The 17,462-nt window shown below is 61.5% G+C and carries 11 protein-coding genes and 1 pseudogene; 3 read left to right on the top strand and 9 right to left on the bottom strand.

Annotated elements, in window-relative coordinates; all coding sequences use genetic code 11:
• Nucleotides 1-241 precede the first annotated feature (241 nt).
• Nucleotides 242-334, bottom strand: a pseudogene (locus tag ECTHA_RS20730) (Y-family DNA polymerase); the annotation flags it as partial.
• Nucleotides 335-481: 147 nt separating this feature from the next.
• On the opposite strand from ECTHA_RS20730, the gene ECTHA_RS0115700 reads away from it, so the two are divergent.
• Entirely contained in the window at nt 482-865 is a 384-nt protein-coding gene (locus tag ECTHA_RS0115700; protein ID WP_203225286.1) for an MbcA/ParS/Xre antitoxin family protein, read from the top strand.
• Entirely contained in the window at nt 849-1,550 is a 702-nt protein-coding gene (locus ECTHA_RS0115695; protein ID WP_051582669.1) for an RES family NAD+ phosphorylase, read from the top strand. Before ECTHA_RS0115700 ends, ECTHA_RS0115695 begins: the two co-directional genes overlap by 17 nt.
• Before the next feature lie 15 nt (nt 1,551-1,565).
• On the opposite strand, the gene ECTHA_RS0115690 is transcribed toward ECTHA_RS0115695, so the two are convergent.
• The 4 genes from ECTHA_RS0115690 to ECTHA_RS0115675 all read right to left on the bottom strand — a co-directional run bounded on the left by ECTHA_RS0115690 (nt 1,566) and on the right by ECTHA_RS0115675 (nt 11,576).
• Nucleotides 1,566-5,411: a DUF3427 domain-containing protein gene (locus ECTHA_RS0115690; protein ID WP_025280498.1), complete on the bottom strand. Its 3,846-nt coding sequence runs from the start codon at nt 5,409-5,411 to the stop codon at nt 1,566-1,568.
• Nucleotides 5,412-5,433: 22 nt separating this feature from the next.
• Nucleotides 5,434-7,029, bottom strand: coding sequence for a hypothetical protein (locus ECTHA_RS0115685; RefSeq protein ID WP_025280497.1), 1,596 nt, complete (start codon nt 7,027-7,029; stop codon nt 5,434-5,436).
• A gap of 483 nt (nt 7,030-7,512) precedes the next feature.
• Nucleotides 7,513-8,214: a M48 family metallopeptidase gene (locus tag ECTHA_RS0115680; protein ID WP_025280496.1), complete on the bottom strand. Its 702-nt coding sequence runs from the start codon at nt 8,212-8,214 to the stop codon at nt 7,513-7,515.
• Nucleotides 8,211-11,576 (bottom strand): type I restriction endonuclease subunit R, encoded by a 3,366-nt coding sequence (locus ECTHA_RS0115675; protein ID WP_025280495.1) that lies wholly within the window; start codon nt 11,574-11,576, stop codon nt 8,211-8,213. The genes ECTHA_RS0115680 and ECTHA_RS0115675 overlap by 4 nt, the downstream gene beginning before the upstream one ends.
• Before the next feature lie 89 nt (nt 11,577-11,665).
• Between ECTHA_RS0115675 and ECTHA_RS20090 the strand changes: the two genes are divergently transcribed.
• Nucleotides 11,666-11,830 carry a hypothetical protein gene (locus ECTHA_RS20090; protein ID WP_169738292.1) on the top strand — a complete coding sequence of 55 codons (165 nt, stop codon included), beginning with the start codon at nt 11,666-11,668 and terminating at the stop codon, nt 11,828-11,830.
• A gap of 62 nt (nt 11,831-11,892) precedes the next feature.
• On the opposite strand, the gene ECTHA_RS0115665 is transcribed toward ECTHA_RS20090, so the two are convergent.
• From ECTHA_RS0115665 to ECTHA_RS0115645, 4 genes are all read right to left on the bottom strand, one after another.
• Complete coding sequence (locus ECTHA_RS0115665) at nt 11,893-12,828, bottom strand: hypothetical protein (RefSeq protein ID WP_025280494.1); 936 nt, start codon at nt 12,826-12,828, stop codon at nt 11,893-11,895.
• A complete protein-coding gene (locus ECTHA_RS18655; protein WP_025280493.1) occupies nt 12,825-13,412 on the bottom strand; it encodes a DUF6932 family protein in 588 nt (195 codons plus the stop codon). The genes ECTHA_RS0115665 and ECTHA_RS18655 overlap by 4 nt, the downstream gene beginning before the upstream one ends.
• Before the next feature lie 226 nt (nt 13,413-13,638).
• On the bottom strand, nt 13,639-14,985 hold the full coding sequence (locus ECTHA_RS19665) for a restriction endonuclease subunit S (RefSeq protein ID WP_084307067.1): 1,347 nt from the start codon (nt 14,983-14,985) through the stop codon (nt 13,639-13,641).
• Nucleotides 14,978-17,401, bottom strand: coding sequence for a type I restriction-modification system subunit M (locus ECTHA_RS0115645; RefSeq protein ID WP_025280491.1), 2,424 nt, complete (start codon nt 17,399-17,401; stop codon nt 14,978-14,980). The genes ECTHA_RS19665 and ECTHA_RS0115645 overlap by 8 nt, the downstream gene beginning before the upstream one ends.
• Between the last annotated feature and the right edge of the window lie 61 nt (nt 17,402-17,462).

Below are 17,462 nucleotides of genomic sequence, written 5' to 3'. Positions count from 1 at the left end.
CCTGCAGGAAGCCCTGGCCGCCGAGCGAGCGCCCTCCATCGACACCCGCCAGACCTCCCTGTTCGACGACGAGCAGGATCCCTTCTGAGTCCTTGCCCCCGGGCGCGAGTCACCCAAGGCTCGCGCCCCCAGCTTCCCGCATCCGTTCACCTTCCAGGAATCTTCCACCCGAGGGCATAATCCGGGAAAACACTCGGCCTGTAGCCAGGATCTGTGTGGGAAAAGGGGCGTGGAATAATCTGGGAAACAACACGCGCCGCCCGCCGACCACGAGGGGCTGACCCTGCAGTTGCGGGTAGCGCAGCAATTCCACGGACGCGTAGAACGCATCCATGTCGAGATGGGCAATGCAGCGGCGGCCACGCCAAACCTGCGGGTGCGACCGGCGAAGCAGGGAGGAAGATGAATCACTTGAGCGCTATAATCGAAAGACCAATCAAATGATCCATGACGAAACAGGCCATTGCACGAGAGGTGCCCCATGCAAACAATGACGATGGAGCAACGCCAGACACTGGCTGCCGCCGGGTTGCGGGCTTATCCAAACATTGCCCGGGCATGGGGTCTCAAGGAGCAGGAGGCAGCTCGACTGCTGGGGGTCTCCGGCCCAACCTATCGACGCTGGAAGCGTGACCCGGAACGGGTACAGGCGGATGTGAATCTGCTGGAGCGTCTCTCCCTGATTCTCGGCATCTACAAGGCACTCCATATCCTGCTGCCAAGGCCCGAGTCCGCCCATGGCTGGGTGAGACGACCGAACACCAATCCTCGCTTTGGCGGACATCCACCCCTTGAACGCATGCTTGGGGGGCACGTCGCCGACCTGGTGGCTGTGCGGGAGCATCTGGATGCCGCCCGAGGCTGATCTTCTCGCCCAGTTTTCAGAGGTGGAGGTGCATTGGCCCAAGAGCTACCGGATCGTACCTTCCCGTTTCCCACCCATAGACCTCTTCGAGGGTGTTGCCGGACAAGCCGGCGATCTGGCGGCCCTCCATGAGCTCGAGGGCCTGACCTCGAATCGCCTGCGCGAGGCGGCCGGCGAGATCCATCTGGTACCCGAACAGGATCGCCGATTCGGGCCCGGATACACGCCGGTCATGGCCGCCTTTACCTACCCGGCCCAGAGTCGTTTTTCCGATGGGGGCTACGGCGTGTATTACTGCGCCCGAGACGAGCACACCGCAGTGGCCGAAACCCGTCATCACCGCGAGCGTTTCCTCCGTGAATCATCGGAACCCTCGATCAACCTGGAAATGCGGGTTTATCTGGCAGAGTTGCGGGCGCCGCTGCTCGACCTCTGCGCCCCCACTGGCACGCCCTACCTCGACCCCCACGATTGGCGGCCTTCGCAGCATCTGGGACTTCAGGCCCGACAGGCAGGTCGTTACGGATTCATCTATCCCAGTGTAAGGGATGCCGAGGGCGGTCTGTGTGCGGGTGTCCTGAGGCCACCCGCCCTTGGGCCAACCTGGCAGGGCAGGCACCTGCAATATCGATGGGATGGCGAAAAGATCACCGACATCATTGAACTGAGGGCAACGGGATATTGACCTCGGGCCCATGATTCAACGTCCTCCGGGGTGCTGGATCACTTCAAAATCCACACTCATCGGCCCACTGCCCTGGTGCTTGAGATACCGCACCGGCCCGTAATAGGTGAACGGCGCGGCCTTCCCCTGCTCCAGCTTGTTTTCCCGGATGAAGAGATGGATACCGATGCCCATCTCTTCATGATGGATGATCTCGCGGCCCCGCTTGCTCTGGGGCGTTGTCTGATTCTGGGTTTGCCAGTGGAACCGGCTGTCATCCACCCAATGGTCCAGATAGCGATGATCGGCCGCTTTGCCCTGCTTGTTCAGCGTCACCAGCAGCACATGGACCTTTTGGTCCCCGAGCACCACATGACCACTGTTCCAGCTGCCCGGATTGAACGTTGCGTTGAAAAGGCCGGGTATCTCTTCCCGGACAAACCGCTCCCCCACCACCATCCATAACGGATCCAGCACGCCCTTGAAGCGGGCAAAGGTACGGAACTGCTCCTGCAACTCCGGGGTGACCACGATGTCCTCATAATCCGGATTACTGGCCCGGAGCCGGTACTGCCCACTGGGGTCCTTGAGCACCTTGCGCAGCAGGTACTGGTTGTCGCCCGCCCCGTCCTGGCGCTCGATGGCCAGGATGTCGCCGGTGATCCGGCCCGCACTTTCGGCACTGGCCAGTTCCAGCAGCAGATAGTCGCCATCCTGCACCGGCTGCTTGCCGCCGTTCATGGAGTTGCCGGAGGCGCGGGCGATGAAGTGCCGACCGGGATCCAGACGACCATACCCCTCCAGCGGCAGACTGCGGTATTCCTCACAATCGGCGGTGCCCGTCTTGAAGTGGCCGCAGGCGATCTTGAGGTTGGGGAAATACGGCAGCGAGACCTGCTCCGGCCTGCGGCTGGACAAGGCCGTGACCGTGGCGCCACCCAGACCCTGCCTGACCTCATAGGTGGCCAACCGGTAATCCACCAGCTCCTGTACCAGCTCTGTCAGGGTGGCAATGTGGTCTGGAGCCACCGCCGTGACGCCGATGAAACGATCTCCCTCAAGGGTGAAAAAAGACCCACCGGCCCAGGCCGACACCGGATTCTTCCGCCAATAGCCCAGCCAGTCATCCGGTGGTTCGGTGAGACCCTGATAGGCGTCCGGCAGGTCGGCCAACAGCGGGCGTCGACGCTGCAACACCTGCCATGATCGGGCAGCAAGATCCGTCAGGGTGGGCGCCTCCCGCCAGCCATCCAGCTCCTGAAAGGCCTCAAGCAGGACCATCTTGAAGCTCTTGGTCATGGCGGTGGTCTCCAGTTCCCGGAGCAGATCCGCCTGCTGCTCGATCACCGTCCGCTCCTCGGTCTGAAGGTCGGGCTCCAGGGCAACGATCAGCCCGAACCAGTGACCATACTGGCGACGCACGGCCTGCAGGCTGGCACCAGCGCGGTAGAACTCGGTCAGGGTCGGCCGACGGCCGAGGGTGTCGCTCAGGGTGAGGTACTGATCCTGAAGATCACTGCCGCCCAGGGATTTGAGAAAATCGATGAACCGCAGATCGTAGGTGATGTAACAGCCCGTGGGCAGATCCAGGTTCTCGTTTTCCAGATCGCGGGCAAACCGGGCCAGATCCTGATGGGTCATGGTCCGGTTCATCAGCGCCATGGGCTTGTGCAGAAAGCTCTGGTGATTGGCCACGAAATCCAGCACCACCAGTCGCTCCTTCGCCTCGGCCTTGCGCAGGCCCCGACCCAGCTGCTGCAGGAACAGGATGCGGGATTCGGTGGGGCGCAGCATCATCACGGTGTCGATGGCCGGCAGGTCCACCCCCTCGTTGAACAGATCCACGCAGAACAGCACCTGCAACTGGCCGTTGGCCAATTGTTCCAGCGCCTCCCCCCGGGACAGCCTGGAATCGGCATAGACCGCCGCCGCCCTCACACCCTGCCGAACAAATTGATCGGCCATGTAATCGGCGTGGCGGATGGAGATGCAAAAGGCCAGGGTGCGCCGCTGCGCCCGTTCCCGCCAGGTGCTCAGGGCATGACGGGCACGAGCCAGGGTCGCCAGCCGGTTGCCCAGCAGGTCCGGGTCGAACCGGCCGTTGCGCCAGGGGATGCTCTGGTAGTCCACATCCTCGTCGAAAACGCCGTAGTAGTGGAACGGCACCAGCAGATCCTCGTTCACCCCGGTGAACAGATCACTCTCGAACACCAGATTGTCATCGCACAAGGAGAGGATGCTGGCGTTGTCGGTGCGGTCGGGGGTGGCGGTGAGGCCCAGCAGGAAGGCGGGCGCAAAGTGGTTCAGCAGGCGGTGATAGGTGGGCGCGGCGGCGTGGTGGAATTCATCCACGACGATGTAATCGAAATGCCCCGGCTCAAAGCGCTCCAGGTGATCGACCCGGCCCAGGGTCTGGATGGAGGCGCAGAGGATATCCACCCGGGCGTCCCGCTGGCGGCCGTGATAGAAGCCGATCCGGGCGCTGGGGCGGATGCGGGCAAAGGTGGCGGCGGCCTGGTTGAGGATCTCTTCCCGATGGGCCACGAACAGGATCCGGCGGGCGCCCGTCTGCTGCGTGTCGAAGGCGGCGAGCCAGGTCTTGCCCAGGCCGGTGGCCATGACCACCAAACCACGCCGGTAGCCGTCCAGGCGTGTCTGCTCCAGTGCCTCCAGGGCCTGCGACTGAATGTGCGTGGGCACAGGCGGCGGCTCCGACTCGGTGCTGCCCGGCTCCCATGAACGCTCCGGCGGGATGCGGCGAGCGTCGTAGGCGTCGATCCACTCGTCCGACAGCGGCACGGTGGTCGGATCACTGAACAGGGCCTGAAAACGCGCCCGGGTTTCCAGAAAGCCCTTGTCCCCCGGATAGTTGATCCGGTAGTTCCATTCCAGCCCCTGCTGCAGTGCCTGACTGCTGATGTTGCTGGAGCCGATGAAGGCGCATCCCCATTGGGCATCGCTATCCTGCGAGCCGGCAAACAGATAGGCCTTCAGGTGAAAACTGCCGCCCTGGCTCTGGTAAACCCGCACCTGCGCCCCCTGCTCCTGAAGCAGCATGAGGGCCCGTAGCGCCTGGGGATCGGTGATGTCCAGGTAATCGCTGGTGAGGATGCGGATACGCGCAGGACGGCGGCCGGCCGCCTCGCGGTCCAGCGCCGCCTGTAGATCAGGCAGCAACAGGCGCAGGCCGGTGTGCTTGATGAAGGCCACTGCCATGTCGATGGCATCGGCCCGGTGAATGCTGCTGCACAGATGGGGCAGGAAGGGGTTGTCGTCACCGCCGGTAATGAGTTGACGGGTGCCCTTGTGCAGCAGACAGTTCAGCCACTGTTCCTCCCGATCCGGGCGTTGATCCTCGGTGAGCCAGCATTCCAGCCCGGCCAGTCCGGGGAGTTCCCGAGTCCAGACGCGGATCTGGTCTTCATTGGCATCGGTGAAGTGTCGGCCGTTACGATCACGTTCACCCTTACCCCGCTTGAAGCTGCAGTAGAGGACGCCACCGGGCTTCAGGGCCTGCCACAGTGCCTGGAAGTTACTGGGCATCTCGGCGGTGGGCACATGCAGCAGGCTGGCGCAGGCCCAGATGCCGTCATACCGTTCGACCTCGTCCACCTCATCGAACCGCTGCACGGGCACCGTCTGGCCAAGCAGTCGTGAGGCATGATCCGCCAGCGCCTGGCTGGCATCAAAGGCACTGACCTGATAGCCCCGCTGCTGGAAGGCCAGGGCGTCGCGCCCGGCACCGCAACCGGCATCCAGCACCCGTGCGCCGGCCGGCAAGTGGCGCAGAAAGCGCTGGTACAGGGGCTCCATGTCCACGTGCAGGGTGTCGGCGATGAACTGGCCGGCGTGCTGGTTGTAGTAATGGGTGGTGTCGTTCACGTCCCTGATGCCATGAATGGATTCAGCTGTCGCTTGAGGATAGCGCCTTGAGGGCACTGACCAGGATCTGGCAGCGGTGTCTGTTGTTCATGACGCAGTCTCTGACTGCGCAGAAGTGGATTTCGGGGTTCTTGACGAGTACCAGCGTCAGGAGCAGCGTCAGCACGTCCCGGTCCTGCTCATTTTCGATCCAGTCCCAGGCGGTCTCCGTCAGCGGCAAGTGCCGGGAGGCACACTCCCTGAACAACAAGCGGCGGGTGACCGAGACCACAGACCCACCGCTGGAACGGGCTTGCTCATCGGTCGACTCTTTGACCGAACACCAGGCTGGATGCAGGCTTTGAGCAAAAATGCCAAGGATGTCCTCGTCGCGCTTAAATTCCTCTTCATAGGAGAGCTCTTCTGCAAGGGAGCCATCAGCCTCGTCCATGATGGAGTCGATGGACCCTTTGAGGGCAGTCAGCGCATCCAGGAAAGCTCTCTTGTGTTCTTCAAACCGAACCATCAGGCGCTCGCCTTCAGCGGTACCAAAAACGGTCACGAGGGCGTCTTTCAGGGTCCCGGCTTCAACACCCGGAGGCCGCTCAGTAGCGAAGGATGACTGACTCATAACCCTTCTGACCATGAGGGCACTGAGCGAGTCCGCGTTCTCCAGGCGCTGGTTCGCTTCCACCACCCAGCGCATCTCCTCGTCGGTGCTGCCTATCCCCGCCTCAGCGAGGGATTTCAGGACGTCTTCGGGCTTGAATTGGGGCCCCGCGGTAGACTTACAGGCCATCACAAACAGCTCCTGCAGATCTGACGTGGCGTGAATCCAGCTGAGACAGGACTTACCGGCACCGATGGAACCCGGGGATAACACCCTGAAGTGCTTAAGGAACCATTCCCGGGCCAGCCCCCATTGATTGTGGTCCACAAGAGCCTTCAACAGTTGCGATGCTGCTTCCCGGGGTGGACTGTACACGCGAATGAATTGCTCCAATCCATTGATGTCCCCCTGTCGGCCCAGAACCTTCTCCAGAAGGCGCGAGGAATCGGTGAGCAAGGGATGAGGGATCTTTTCGCCCAAGTGCCTGAATACAATGCTCTGTGATTGATCAGCCTGCGACGCATCAATATCGCCAAATGTGATGGCGCAGTCAGGGAAGCGGTGCTCAGCGAGCATGGCAACTGCGAGCAAGGGAATATGGAAGGCAAGGCCCCGGGTCTTGGCAAAAAAGACCAGGCAGGATTCCGCCTCACCCGCCTCATCATCCACCGCGTCGACGATCCCAGCGGCTTTGGAACCTTCCCCCGGACTCCTGTACCTCTGCAACGCTCGGAACATCCGGAACGATTGAGCTGTGGCCAGGTATTGCTGGTCCTTGGCCGCCTCCATGACGCTGATGTCCCGCATCGAACCCGAGACATGCCAATGGCGTGACATCGGATCGTCCAGATCTCTCTCAATGTCATGAGAGTAGCTGACGCACTCGAACCCCTGGATGATTCTCCGGTTAGGGCTGATAAGGGGCTCGGAGAAGGAGACGAGTAATCGGAGCGAATCGTCGTAGAAATCACCCCAGTCGTCCGGGTGAATTCGGTCTGGAAATATCTTGAGTCCGAGAAACACACCCACTACCCACCTCCATGGCACTTTCGTCTTCTTGTAGCATGAACGAACTCTACCGGAATGCAATGCAAGCCACGCATGCCCCTCCCTGCCCCATGACACTATCGAATATCTCAGGCCACCGCACGCGAGGGCGGCCGCACACTGATATCGCGATCTGCACGGAAGCCGGTCAATTCATGCTTTTGAGGCCATGATCACGGTAACATATCAGTAACACAGCACCTCAGCCGCCTGATTCAGGACCAAAAAAAGCCACCCAGGATAACCTGCAAGCGGCTGTTTTTGTTCTCTAGTTTATGGCGCGCCCGGCAGGATTCGAACCTGCGACCCCTGCCCCCAAAATCAACAACGACACAGCACGAGTCATCCATCTATCCTCTTGGTCATTTTTTTATCCCAATTCAATCCTAGCCCAGGAGAGCATGATTTTTTTGCCGCTAACCCTGCCCCACTGACCTTTGAGCGGAACGAGCCGCCCCCTCACTCTCAAATCCCCTCCACCTCGATCCCATGCCGCGCCAGCCAGCCCTTGCGCTGCTCATAGTCCGGCATGGCCCGCTCCAGACGTCGCCAGAACGCAGGAGTGTGATGGGGCTCGTGCAGGTGAACCAGCTCATGCACCACCACGTACTCGGCGATCGGGCGGGGCAGCAGGATGGTCTTCCAGTGGAAGTAGACCCGGCTCCCCTTGCCGCAGGAACCCCAGCGATAGCCCAGGTCCTGGACCTTCACGCCCGCCGGCTCCACGCCCATGCGCCGGGCCTGCGCCTTCACCCTGGCGGTCAGCCAGTCCGTGGCGCGGGCACTGTACCAGTGGATGAAGTGTTCCCGGGCATTGGGCACGGCGTCCTCGCGGAGCTGGAAACGCCCTGCCACAAGCTTGAGCGGGATGTCCTGGGCATCATCGGGTACGCGCTTGAGTCGGTAGCTACGGCCCAGGTAGAGGAATCCCTCGCCGTTGACGTACTGCTTTTGCGGCAACGGGCGGCGGCTCTCGGCCTTTTCCGCCAGCTTGCGGTAGATCCACAGCCGCTTTTCCATCACGAAGTCGCGCAGATGCTGCTCATCGGTGCCCGAGGGCGCCGAGATGATCAGTTCGCCGCCCCGGTCCACGGTGATCTCCAGGGTCTTGCGGCGGGTGCTTTCGCGCACCTCGAAGGTGAGGTCGTCCACGGCCAGCTGGGTCATGCGTTCACCAGCTTGTCGTGATTGCTGCGGGCCAGATCCAGCAGTCGCTGCGCCACCTCGCTGGCACGGTCGAACGAGACCACGCCCTTGATCATCAACGTGGTGAACAGGTGCTGGCGCAGGGCTTCCTGGTCCGGGAGATGGGAGGGTTTCCAGAAGTCGGGGATGGCGATCTCCTGCTGGATCAGGGCCACCAGTTCCTCGGTGGCTTCCATCAGCTTGCGGGCATAGGCCTCGTCCAGTTTTTCCGGGGTCTGGCCGCTGCTGGCTACCAGTTCCCGCCAGAAGGGCTCGGCATGGGCGGGCATGTCGGGGATCGCCTCACCGTCGATGGCGGCCCCGTCACGGAGTTGGTGGATCAGATCCTCCAGGGCCTCCACCTGTTCGGCCCATTGGCCATCCAGTTGCTGAAGCAACTCCTCCAGGCGCTCGCTGAGGCGGCCGTACTTCACCGGATCCTCGTCCATGTGCTTGCGCACATGGGAGCGCACCGCATGCTCCATCTCCGAGGCCTTGGCACGATCTCCCACCTGGCGGCCCAGATGGGCATCGAACTCGGCATCGGTGAGTTGCACCGGCGGGATGCGTGGGTCGATGCCCAGGGAGATCACATAATCGTCGATCAGCTTGCGCACCTTGTTGCCGATGTCCTGACCCAGTTCCGGGGTGTCCTTGTAACGGTTGCGCGCCAGGGCGTGGATATAGGCGAGCCGCTTGGCGTCGTTGACGAACTCCAGCCCTTCCGGGCGCGGCAACACGTCGTCCAGGCCGCGATTGAACTCCTTGAGCTTGACCATGAACTCGGCCCGCACCCGCTCATCCGCCAGCGCCTGCACGGCTTCCTCGGTGTCGTCCAGGTCATCCACCCCCTGCCCGCGCAGTACGTCGATGACCCGCAGATGGCGGTCGCGCAGCAGGGGGATCTCGTCCTTGAGGCTTTGCAGGGCGCCCTCGATATCCTCCTCGCTGTAGGCGGCCAGGGCCTCCTTGAGGTGGTTGGCCACGCCGAAATAGTCCACCACGATGCCGTGGGTCTTGCCGTGACCGGTGCGGTTGACCCGGGCAATGGCCTGCAGCAGCTCCGCTTCCCGCAGGGACCGGTCCAGGTACATCACGCCCTCGATGGGGGCATCAAAGCCTGTCAGCAGCATGCTCTTGACGATCAGGAAGGCCAGCGGATCGTGCTTGGAGGCATCGGTGGGCGGCGTGCCGTCCAGCGGCGACAGGGGCTTCTTGAAGCGCTCTATATGGCTGTCGACGGCGGCGCGGTCGCTCCACTTCGCCCAGGCCGGGTCATCGTTGTTGCCGCTGCTGAACACCACGGCGAACGCCAGTTGGCGAAGCACTTGGCGATAGCGCCAGGCCTGGATCGCCGCCTTCACCCGAGGCGGTCGCGTGAGCAGTTGGGCATCATCCAGTGCCTTGTCCTCGGGGGAGAGGGCCAGGGCTTCCGCCAGCAGTTCGGTGCGGGCGGCCTCCAGGGCCTCAACGTAGCGCAAGGCGGCGCGGCGGCTGTAGGCCACCAACTGGGCCTTGTAGCCGTTGGGCAGGATATGGGTCACGTAGTGGCCCAGGATGTCCTGGGCCTTTTCCTGGATCAGTTGCGGCGCCTCGAAGATCTGCCCCTTGGTGGCGTACTTCTTCTTGATCGCCTCCAGTTCTTCCGGGCTGTGGTCCCGGAACAGGTCCTCGAACAGTCCATCCAGGCTGGCGCCATCCTTGATCGCCCCCTTGGCGGTGCGCCCTTCGTAGAGGATGGGCACGGTGGCGCCGTCCTGTTCCGACTCCTTGATGGTGTAGCGGTCGATGTATTCGCCGAAGATGTCGTGGGTGCGTTTCTTGTCGCCCATGATGATGGGCGTGCCGGTAAAACCGATGCGGGCCGCGTTGGGCAGGGCGCGCATCATGTTGGCGTGCAGGTCGCCGGCCTGGGTGCGGTGGGCCTCGTCCACCAGGATCAGGATGTCCTCGCTGGTGTTGAGCACCTCGAAGGGCTCGCTCAGGGTGGGTTTCTTCGGGGTGCGGCTGCCGCTCAGGGGGTCAGGCTCGGCCACATCCCGGTGCGCCCAGTTGAGCCCCCGGCCCTCGGGGATCTCATAGGCATCGCCCTCCCCTTCGGCATCCGGGTCGCGGTATTTCTGAATGGTGCCGAACACCAGACCGGGGCCCTCCCGGGCCAGCAGCTTCTTGAGCTCGTTGGTATTGCGCGCCTTCTCCACGCTCTCCCCGGTGAGTCTGGCGGTGTTGGAGAGCTGGGTCTGCAGGTCCTTGCGGTCGGTGATCACCACCACCTTGAAGCGTCTCAGGGCGGGGTCGGTGCGCAGCTTGCGGACCAGAAACACCATGGACAGGCTCTTGCCGCTGCCCTGGGTATGCCAGACGATGCCGCCACGGCGATCCGCTTCGCCATCCTGTCGGCGGGTCTTGCCCTGTTTCAGCCGCTCCACGGCCCGCGTGACCCCACGGAACTGCTGATAGCGGCAGACCAGCTTGATGGTCTGGCCGCCCAGGTTCATGAACAGGGTGTAATGGCGCACGATATCCAGCAGGTTGGCCCGGGTCAGCATCCCGGCGATCAGGCGTTGCTGGGCGGAAAGATCCGCCACGCCCAGGTCCAGGGCCACGTGGGCTTCGCGCCGGGGGGCCACCGTCTTCCAGCTCAGGTAGTGGGCAAAGCGGGCGCCGACGGTGCCCACCCGGGCATCGTCGAAGTTGCTGGCCACCAGGCACTGGGTGGTGGCGAACAGGGCCGGTGCCCCCTCGTGCTCTCCCACCTCGCCGTCCAGCCAGCGCTGATCATGGTAGCGGCGCAACTGATCCACTGCCTGGCTCATGCCCTCCGGGGCGCTGCGGCTCTTGCACTCCACCACCACCAGCGGGATGCCGTTGACGAACAGCACCAGATCGGGGATCACGTGGCCCTTGGCGCCATCGTGGCCGGGCGGGCACTTCACCTTGAACTGGTTGACCACGGTGAAGACGTTGTTGGCAGGTTCATCCCAGTCGATGTATCGCAGCGTCTGGCCACGGCCTCCGTCCCATCCTTCCAGACCGTCCACGGGCAGGCCATTGAGCAGCAGTTCGGTGGCCTGCTGATTGGCCTCCAGCACCTTGCTGGCGGGGAGCCGGGTGATGGCCGCCACGGCCTGATCCAATCGCCCATCATCGAGCCAGGGCTTGCCGTCACGCAGGTTGATGGCGCGCAACTGCTCCCGTAGCAGCGGCTCCATCACCACCTGGGCGAAGCTGTCACGGTGGGTTGCGGCGGGATCGTCCACCGAGCCAGCCAGAAACGCCCAGCCCTGCCCCACCAGCTGGTCGATGAAGGGCTTTTCGACATCCGTATATTCGGGACCTGCCATGCCGTGACTGCTCCGTGCTGTTGTAGGGTTTTTGATGCCGGGGGCGCGGTATGCGCGTAAAATGAGCATACCAGCCAGGAGAGACTGACATGATCACATCCCGCTCCCCCAAGAAGCGCCGCATTGTGAGCCGTGACGCCCTCCTGAAGAGCGTTGCCTCCTCCACCGCCGTGGAGACAGGCGAGGCCAGCCGCAGCATCGAAACCAGGCTGCGCTCCGGCAAGTCCCGATTCAAGTCCCTACCGCTTGCCTGACCCGCTCAAGCATCGGCTTGCAGAAGTGCTAAGCCGTAGCTCCAAAGTGTGATGAATCTGCCTTACGGTTCAGCCACCTTCGGATCACCCGTTGCCCAACGAGGTAACTCCAGAAGCTTGTAGCGGGGCCTGCCCCGTCCGGCTTGGGTGATCAGCATCTTTGCCTCGACCATTTCATTACGGTGGTCGTTGATGGCGTCCGGGTTTTCAACACCTGGGCCAATCTTTGCCGTCAGCCACTCCTTGCTGTCTTCGATCTGAAATTCACAACTTCCCTTATGAGGCAAAGCACCACCGAATCTGATCGAAAGAGCCTGTTCGCTTTCGGAAAGATACTCCTGGCTCAGTCGCTCCAGGCTGCGCCGGACTTGCCCCGAGTTCCTGAAACTAAATGACTTGTCTGCATGCATCAAGGAGCAGGTGGCATCATGGTCATTCAGGATGCTGACAAAGCCTCGGATCTTGTCCAGGGCGCGCTGATCCATATCAGCGGCTGCTTCAGCGAGTTGCTCATCATCTACGCCAATACTTCCATCAAGCAAGCTGCGGGTTGCTTCCAGCGCCTTGGCTACAGTGCTGTCCTGATAAAACTCCAGTTGTGCCGACGATTCCTGAAGCTGAAAGCCGAATGAGCCGCGAGCGGTACCGGTGATCATCATCTGATACTGATCGCGATTAGGCACGGGTCCTGTCGGTGCCAATGTAGCGTGATGGGAGGCGCCGACAGCGGTAATGGCTTCCGAAAAAGCAGACAGTGCCTTAGCGGCGAAGGCAGCCAGAACCCCCTTAGAACCCGACACCGGACGGCCGCTGAATGTCAGCACTGCCTTAACGGGCTCTTGTTCCAGGGCAGAAGAGTCCGCTAATCTTTCTTCGAGTTCTTCAAGCCGAAGCTCCAGGCTGGCTCTGGAAAGTACCCGGTCTTCAGGGATTCCAGCCAACATACCCCTGAGCGTATTGCACTCGGCTTGAAGGTCAATATACTCCTGCTGATTCATACGTTTTCCTCCTGACCCATAAGGGAGTCAAGACGCGCCCTTGCTGCATGATCCGGCATCAGAGACACCTGAATGAATCCCTTCCATGCTCTGTCTCTTCGATGAGACCAGACGCCGTACCAGTAGGTGCTCAATGCCACCAAATCAACGCTGGACGCCCTATTGAGCGGAACCATGAAGGCGTCTACCATCAATTGTCTTTTGATCAACGTCCTGCTGTTTCTGGTGAGCCCTATGATATCGGAATAATGGGTCTTGATTTCCATCTCGCTCATCCCTGACGGGAACTCAATGAAACTGACCACATCGATATCATTCGGCGATCGTTTTTCTATCGCTTCGACGTGCTCCATATAGCTCCCATCCAGCCACTGGAACCCTTGTATCAATCCTGCCTCATGCAGGCCACTCCGGTAGCGAAGGAAGCCGTCCAGTATCCTGATACGCTCTTTTGATGTACCGAAATGCTCCACGAGATCGAGCAGCGACACATGATAAGGTGAGCGATTCAAGGAAGTCGGATCGCCAGCATCCACCGGCGGCAAAACCCCTTCCGCCGTCCAGTCGGGGATCGATACGTTCATGAATTGCCTTCCCTGTCTCTGTGGTTTGGATCTGTCCGTTCATGATACCCCCCTCGTCGGCCAAGTGTCATCCGGGGGTTGACGATCAACCGCGCTGGAAATCGGGGAGCTGGATCTTGCCGGTGGTGATGTCCCTGAGTAGGTCGGGTAGCGAGCGTTTGGTGCTGTCAAAAGTGGCCATGGGGTTCCCTGAGCGATGCGGGCCTGATGTTGTGGGCGTTTCTGTTTATGCCGGGGTGGGGGTGGGGGTCTGGGCCTGGCCGAGCAGCGGGGTGACTCGGACGTGGCCGGTGAGGAGGTCGTTCATTAGGCCGGTTTTTTGGGTGATCAACTTATCCAGTAAACTTTTCTCGGACTCCATTTTTGAAGCCATTATCCGTAGCTCTGTCACTATGAGCTCTTGTTCAGCCTTGGCTGGCAGTGGGATCTGAAAATCTTTCAACTGTGTTGAATTTATTGAGGCTAAGTTGGTGCTCTGCTTCGATGATCTAATAAAGTAACTTTTCCCCATCGCCGATGATGAGAAAGCCGTTAGGAAGTGAGGGTTTAATATGCTTGGATTGGCGCGGACACGGAACACATGATTTTGATGGATACAAAGACCTATCTGGCCTTGCCACAGTGACCCCCTACCAAGCTTGTCGAAATCGCCTCCTTCATTCATAAGAACATCACCTGGCAGGAGTCGATACTTTTCAATATCTACAGAACTCACCCTAATTAGCTTTACCTCGGAAAGATCGAAATAGCCATCCTGAACGTTCGCCACCCGCAGGTAAGGCACCAGTGGCCAAGAACTACTTCCTGACTTACCTCCGAGTGTAACCCCGCTAACAATTTCTGACAGATCACCCAACGAGCCAACACCCCACTCCCTCGGAATCAACCCCAGCGGCGAATCCTTGTAAAGCTCCGGCGCCTGCTCGGGGCTGGGGCGGAGCTGGCCGTTCTCGTCGATGCCGCGGGTCAGCAGGTCGTGGAGCAGGCCCTCCTTGACCTTCTCCAGCTTGGCGATCAGCGCCTCGGTTTTCAGGATTTGGGTGTCGAGGGTGTCGAGGATACGGGCGATGGTTATTTGTTCGCCCAAGGCTTGGGGCCTCCTCACAACCATTTTCTCAACATCATCTAGGTTGAGCCCAGGCTGCGCTGAGCCTTTTGTATATTTCTTGACTTCCTCTTTGAAATCCGGCGACCTGAAGTAGTGGGCGAGGTAGCCACTGTGTATATTGCCTGAAGGTGACACCCTGGCAGTTGTCTGCGTTATGTTGGCGCCTTCTGCTGACTTAGGCACGATAGCGCACAACCCAACATATCCAACGATAGATAAAAGGATGTCTCCTGCCTTTACTGTTGAGCGGGTATATTTTGATGCAATGTTCTCATGCACATATCTGAGGTTTTCGACAGCAACCTCACCTGAGCTATAGTCTTGCCCGCGAATCAGAGGAACACCTTTTCCTGGCTCCTGCCACTCACCAGGCTGCACTATGCCATAAGTGATTCTTCGGTTCGGATCAACCAGCTCACGAAGTGGCGCAGAATCCCATTCCTCGGGTAACCGATCCTTATACATACCCCAGCCCCTCCAGATACTGCTGCAACTCCTTGGCGGCGGCATCGCGCTCCGCCTCGATATCGGCCAGTGTCACCCGATACTTGTCCCACCAGGTTTCGAACGCCGCGATCACCTGTTGGCGCTGCTGGCGGATGTAGCGCTCCAGAATGCCCTTGAGGTCGTTGTGCAGGACGGTGCCCACCAGTTCGGCGGCGGCCGGCTCGTCCAGGGCGTCCACGGCGGCGTTGAGGTGTGCCTCGAAGCTGGCCACCTTGGCCTTGTGCTGCTTCCTGACCTGGGTGCGCTCGCTCTTCCAGGCCTTGATCTGCTCCGCCGTAGGGGCATCGTCGTCCTCGCCGTTGTCGGATTCCACCTCGTCGCCGTCATCACCGTCGGGCCTGGCCTCGGCGGCCTTGATGCAGGCATCCAGTTCCGCCTTGCGGGCGGTCAGTTCTTCCAGTTCCGCCACATAGTCCTCCATCAGGAAGTGGACCAAACGGTGGTCGAGGGGATTGGCCTTGCTCTGCTCGTCTTCCAAAAGGCTCACGATGGCGGTGCGCCAGGCGTCCACCACCCCCAGGCAGCCCCGGGCCTGCAGGGTGCGGAACTCGTTCTTGTTGTCGAACCAGAAGCCGGCAATGATGCCCCGCACCGCGAAACGGTCCAGCATGGCGGTGGGTTCCAGGGCTGACGAGAAACTGCCCAGCAGTTCGTCCCGCAGTTGGGTGAGGCGGCCCCCATTGCCGGACAGGCCGGTGATGCTGCCACCGTGCTCGGTCCACCAAGCCTCGAAAGCGGCCATCACGCGGGCTTCCTTGGCGGTGAGACCGGCATCGGCCTCGATGGCGGGTTTGAGGTCTCGCTTTTCGGTCAGGGGCTCGGCGAAGTCCACATAGTCGGGGTCATCTGCCCTCGGGGTGAATAGCCCCAGGGGGTCGAGGCCCTGGGCATCAAAAAGCGGGCGCTTGGCGTCGATCTCGGCCACCGGTACGCCACCCTTGAGGTGGGCGCGGACATCCTGGGGTTCCGGCGGCGGGGTGTTGTCGGCGTAGCGGCGGATGTTGAGGTTGTAGTCGTTGTCCCGCAACTCCGAAACCGGCACCACCCGGGCGAAGCCGGGCACGTCCTCAAAGGCGTCGTAGGTGCTGGCGATCTTCTCGATGTGCTCCGGCAGCAGATGGTTCTGGGCGCGGCCTTCAAAGAATTCCCGGTCGGCGTTGATGAACAGCACCTGGCCCTGGCGTTCGTCGGGCTTGGCCCCCTTGGCCCGCAGCACCAGCATGCTGGCGGGGATGCCGGTTCCGTAAAAGAGATTGGGCGCCAGGCCGATCACCGCCTCCACCAGATCATCCTCCAGCAAACCAGCACGGATGCGCTTCTCGTCACCACCCCGGAATAGCACGCCGTGGGGCATGACGGTGGCCAGGCGGCCATCGGACTTGAGGCAGGCCACCATGTGCTGCAGGAACATCAGGTCGGCCTTCTTGGCCCCCTCCGGCACGCTGCCGTAGTGGAAGCGCTCGGGGAAGTGCGGGCTGGCGGTGTAGCCGATGGAGAACGGCGGATTGGTGAGGATGCGGTCGAAGCGCTTGAGTTCGCCGCCCTCCACGTGGGCTGGATCGGTGAGGGTGTCATCGTTGCGCAGGTCGGCGCTATTCACGCCGTGCAGCAGCATGTTCATCTTGGCGATGGCCCAGACCGAGCCGGAGGCCTCCTGGCCGAACAGGTTGAGAAGGCGCGGATTGCCGCCCTGCTCTTCCAGGTATTCCTTGGCGAGGATCAGCATACCCCCGGACCCCATGCAGGGGTCGTAGACGCTGTGCCCCTCCTGGGGGTTCATCAGCCGCACCATCATGCGGACCACTGGGCGCGGGGTGTAGAACTCGCCGCCCTTCTTGCCGGCGGAATCGGCGAAGTCGCGGATCAGATACTCGTAGGCGGCGCCGAGCAGGTCGGGGAACTCGAAGTCCTCGTTGCGCAGGCGGTATTCGCTGAAGTGAACGATCAGGTCCCGGAGCTTCTTGTCCGGCAGGGTGGTGGAGCCCACCTTGCGGGTGAAGTCGATGTGCTCCAGCACCCCGGCCAGGCTGGGGTTGTGTTCCTCCAGGCCACCCAGCGCCTTGTTGAGCGCGCTGCCCACACCCTGGTGGGCCTCGTTCAGCAGGTGCGACCAGCGGGACTGGGGTGGCACATAGAAGGTGGCGCGGTACCAGTCGGGGGCCTCGATCTGCCGGAGGATATCGCTCTCGCCTGCGCCCGCTTGTTTGAGTTGATCACGCACCTCCTCCCGGCGCTGCTCGAAGACGTCCGAACAGCGCTTCAGGAAGAGCATGCCAAAGATGTACTCCTTGAACTCGGAGGCATCCATGCGCCCGCGCAGGATATCAGCGGCCCTGAACAGGTGCCGCTCAAGCTGGTTGAGGGTGAGGATCATGGGCTGCGGGTCCCTTTGCGGTGGAGGTGGTCGCGCCGGGCGACCGTTTTGGCTCGTTAGC

Source organism: Ectothiorhodospira haloalkaliphila ATCC 51935 (genome assembly GCF_000633935.1).
Taxonomy (GTDB): Bacteria; Pseudomonadota; Gammaproteobacteria; order Ectothiorhodospirales; family Ectothiorhodospiraceae; genus Ectothiorhodospira; species Ectothiorhodospira haloalkaliphila.
This window is presented reverse-complemented; position numbering and strand designations above follow the sequence as displayed.

Coding starts and splice junctions, on each gene's coding strand:
- ECTHA_RS0115680 (WP_025280496.1), bottom strand. CDS start 8,214: ATGACCCAGCTGGCCGTGGACGACCTCACCTTCGAGGTGCGCGAAAGC.
- ECTHA_RS18655 (WP_025280493.1), bottom strand. CDS start 13,412: ATGAACGTATCGATCCCCGACTGGACGGCGGAAGGGGTTTTGCCGCCG.
- ECTHA_RS0115675 (WP_025280495.1), bottom strand. CDS start 11,576: ATGGCAGGTCCCGAATATACGGATGTCGAAAAGCCCTTCATCGACCAG.
- ECTHA_RS19665 (WP_084307067.1), bottom strand. CDS start 14,985: ATGTATAAGGATCGGTTACCCGAGGAATGGGATTCTGCGCCACTTCGT.
- ECTHA_RS0115665 (WP_025280494.1), bottom strand. CDS start 12,828: ATGAATCAGCAGGAGTATATTGACCTTCAAGCCGAGTGCAATACGCTC.
- ECTHA_RS20090 (WP_169738292.1), top strand. CDS start 11,666: ATGATCACATCCCGCTCCCCCAAGAAGCGCCGCATTGTGAGCCGTGAC.
- ECTHA_RS0115645 (WP_025280491.1), bottom strand. CDS start 17,401: ATGATCCTCACCCTCAACCAGCTTGAGCGGCACCTGTTCAGGGCCGCT.
- ECTHA_RS0115700 (WP_203225286.1), top strand. CDS start 482: ATGCAAACAATGACGATGGAGCAACGCCAGACACTGGCTGCCGCCGGG.
- ECTHA_RS0115695 (WP_051582669.1), top strand. CDS start 849: ATGCCGCCCGAGGCTGATCTTCTCGCCCAGTTTTCAGAGGTGGAGGTG.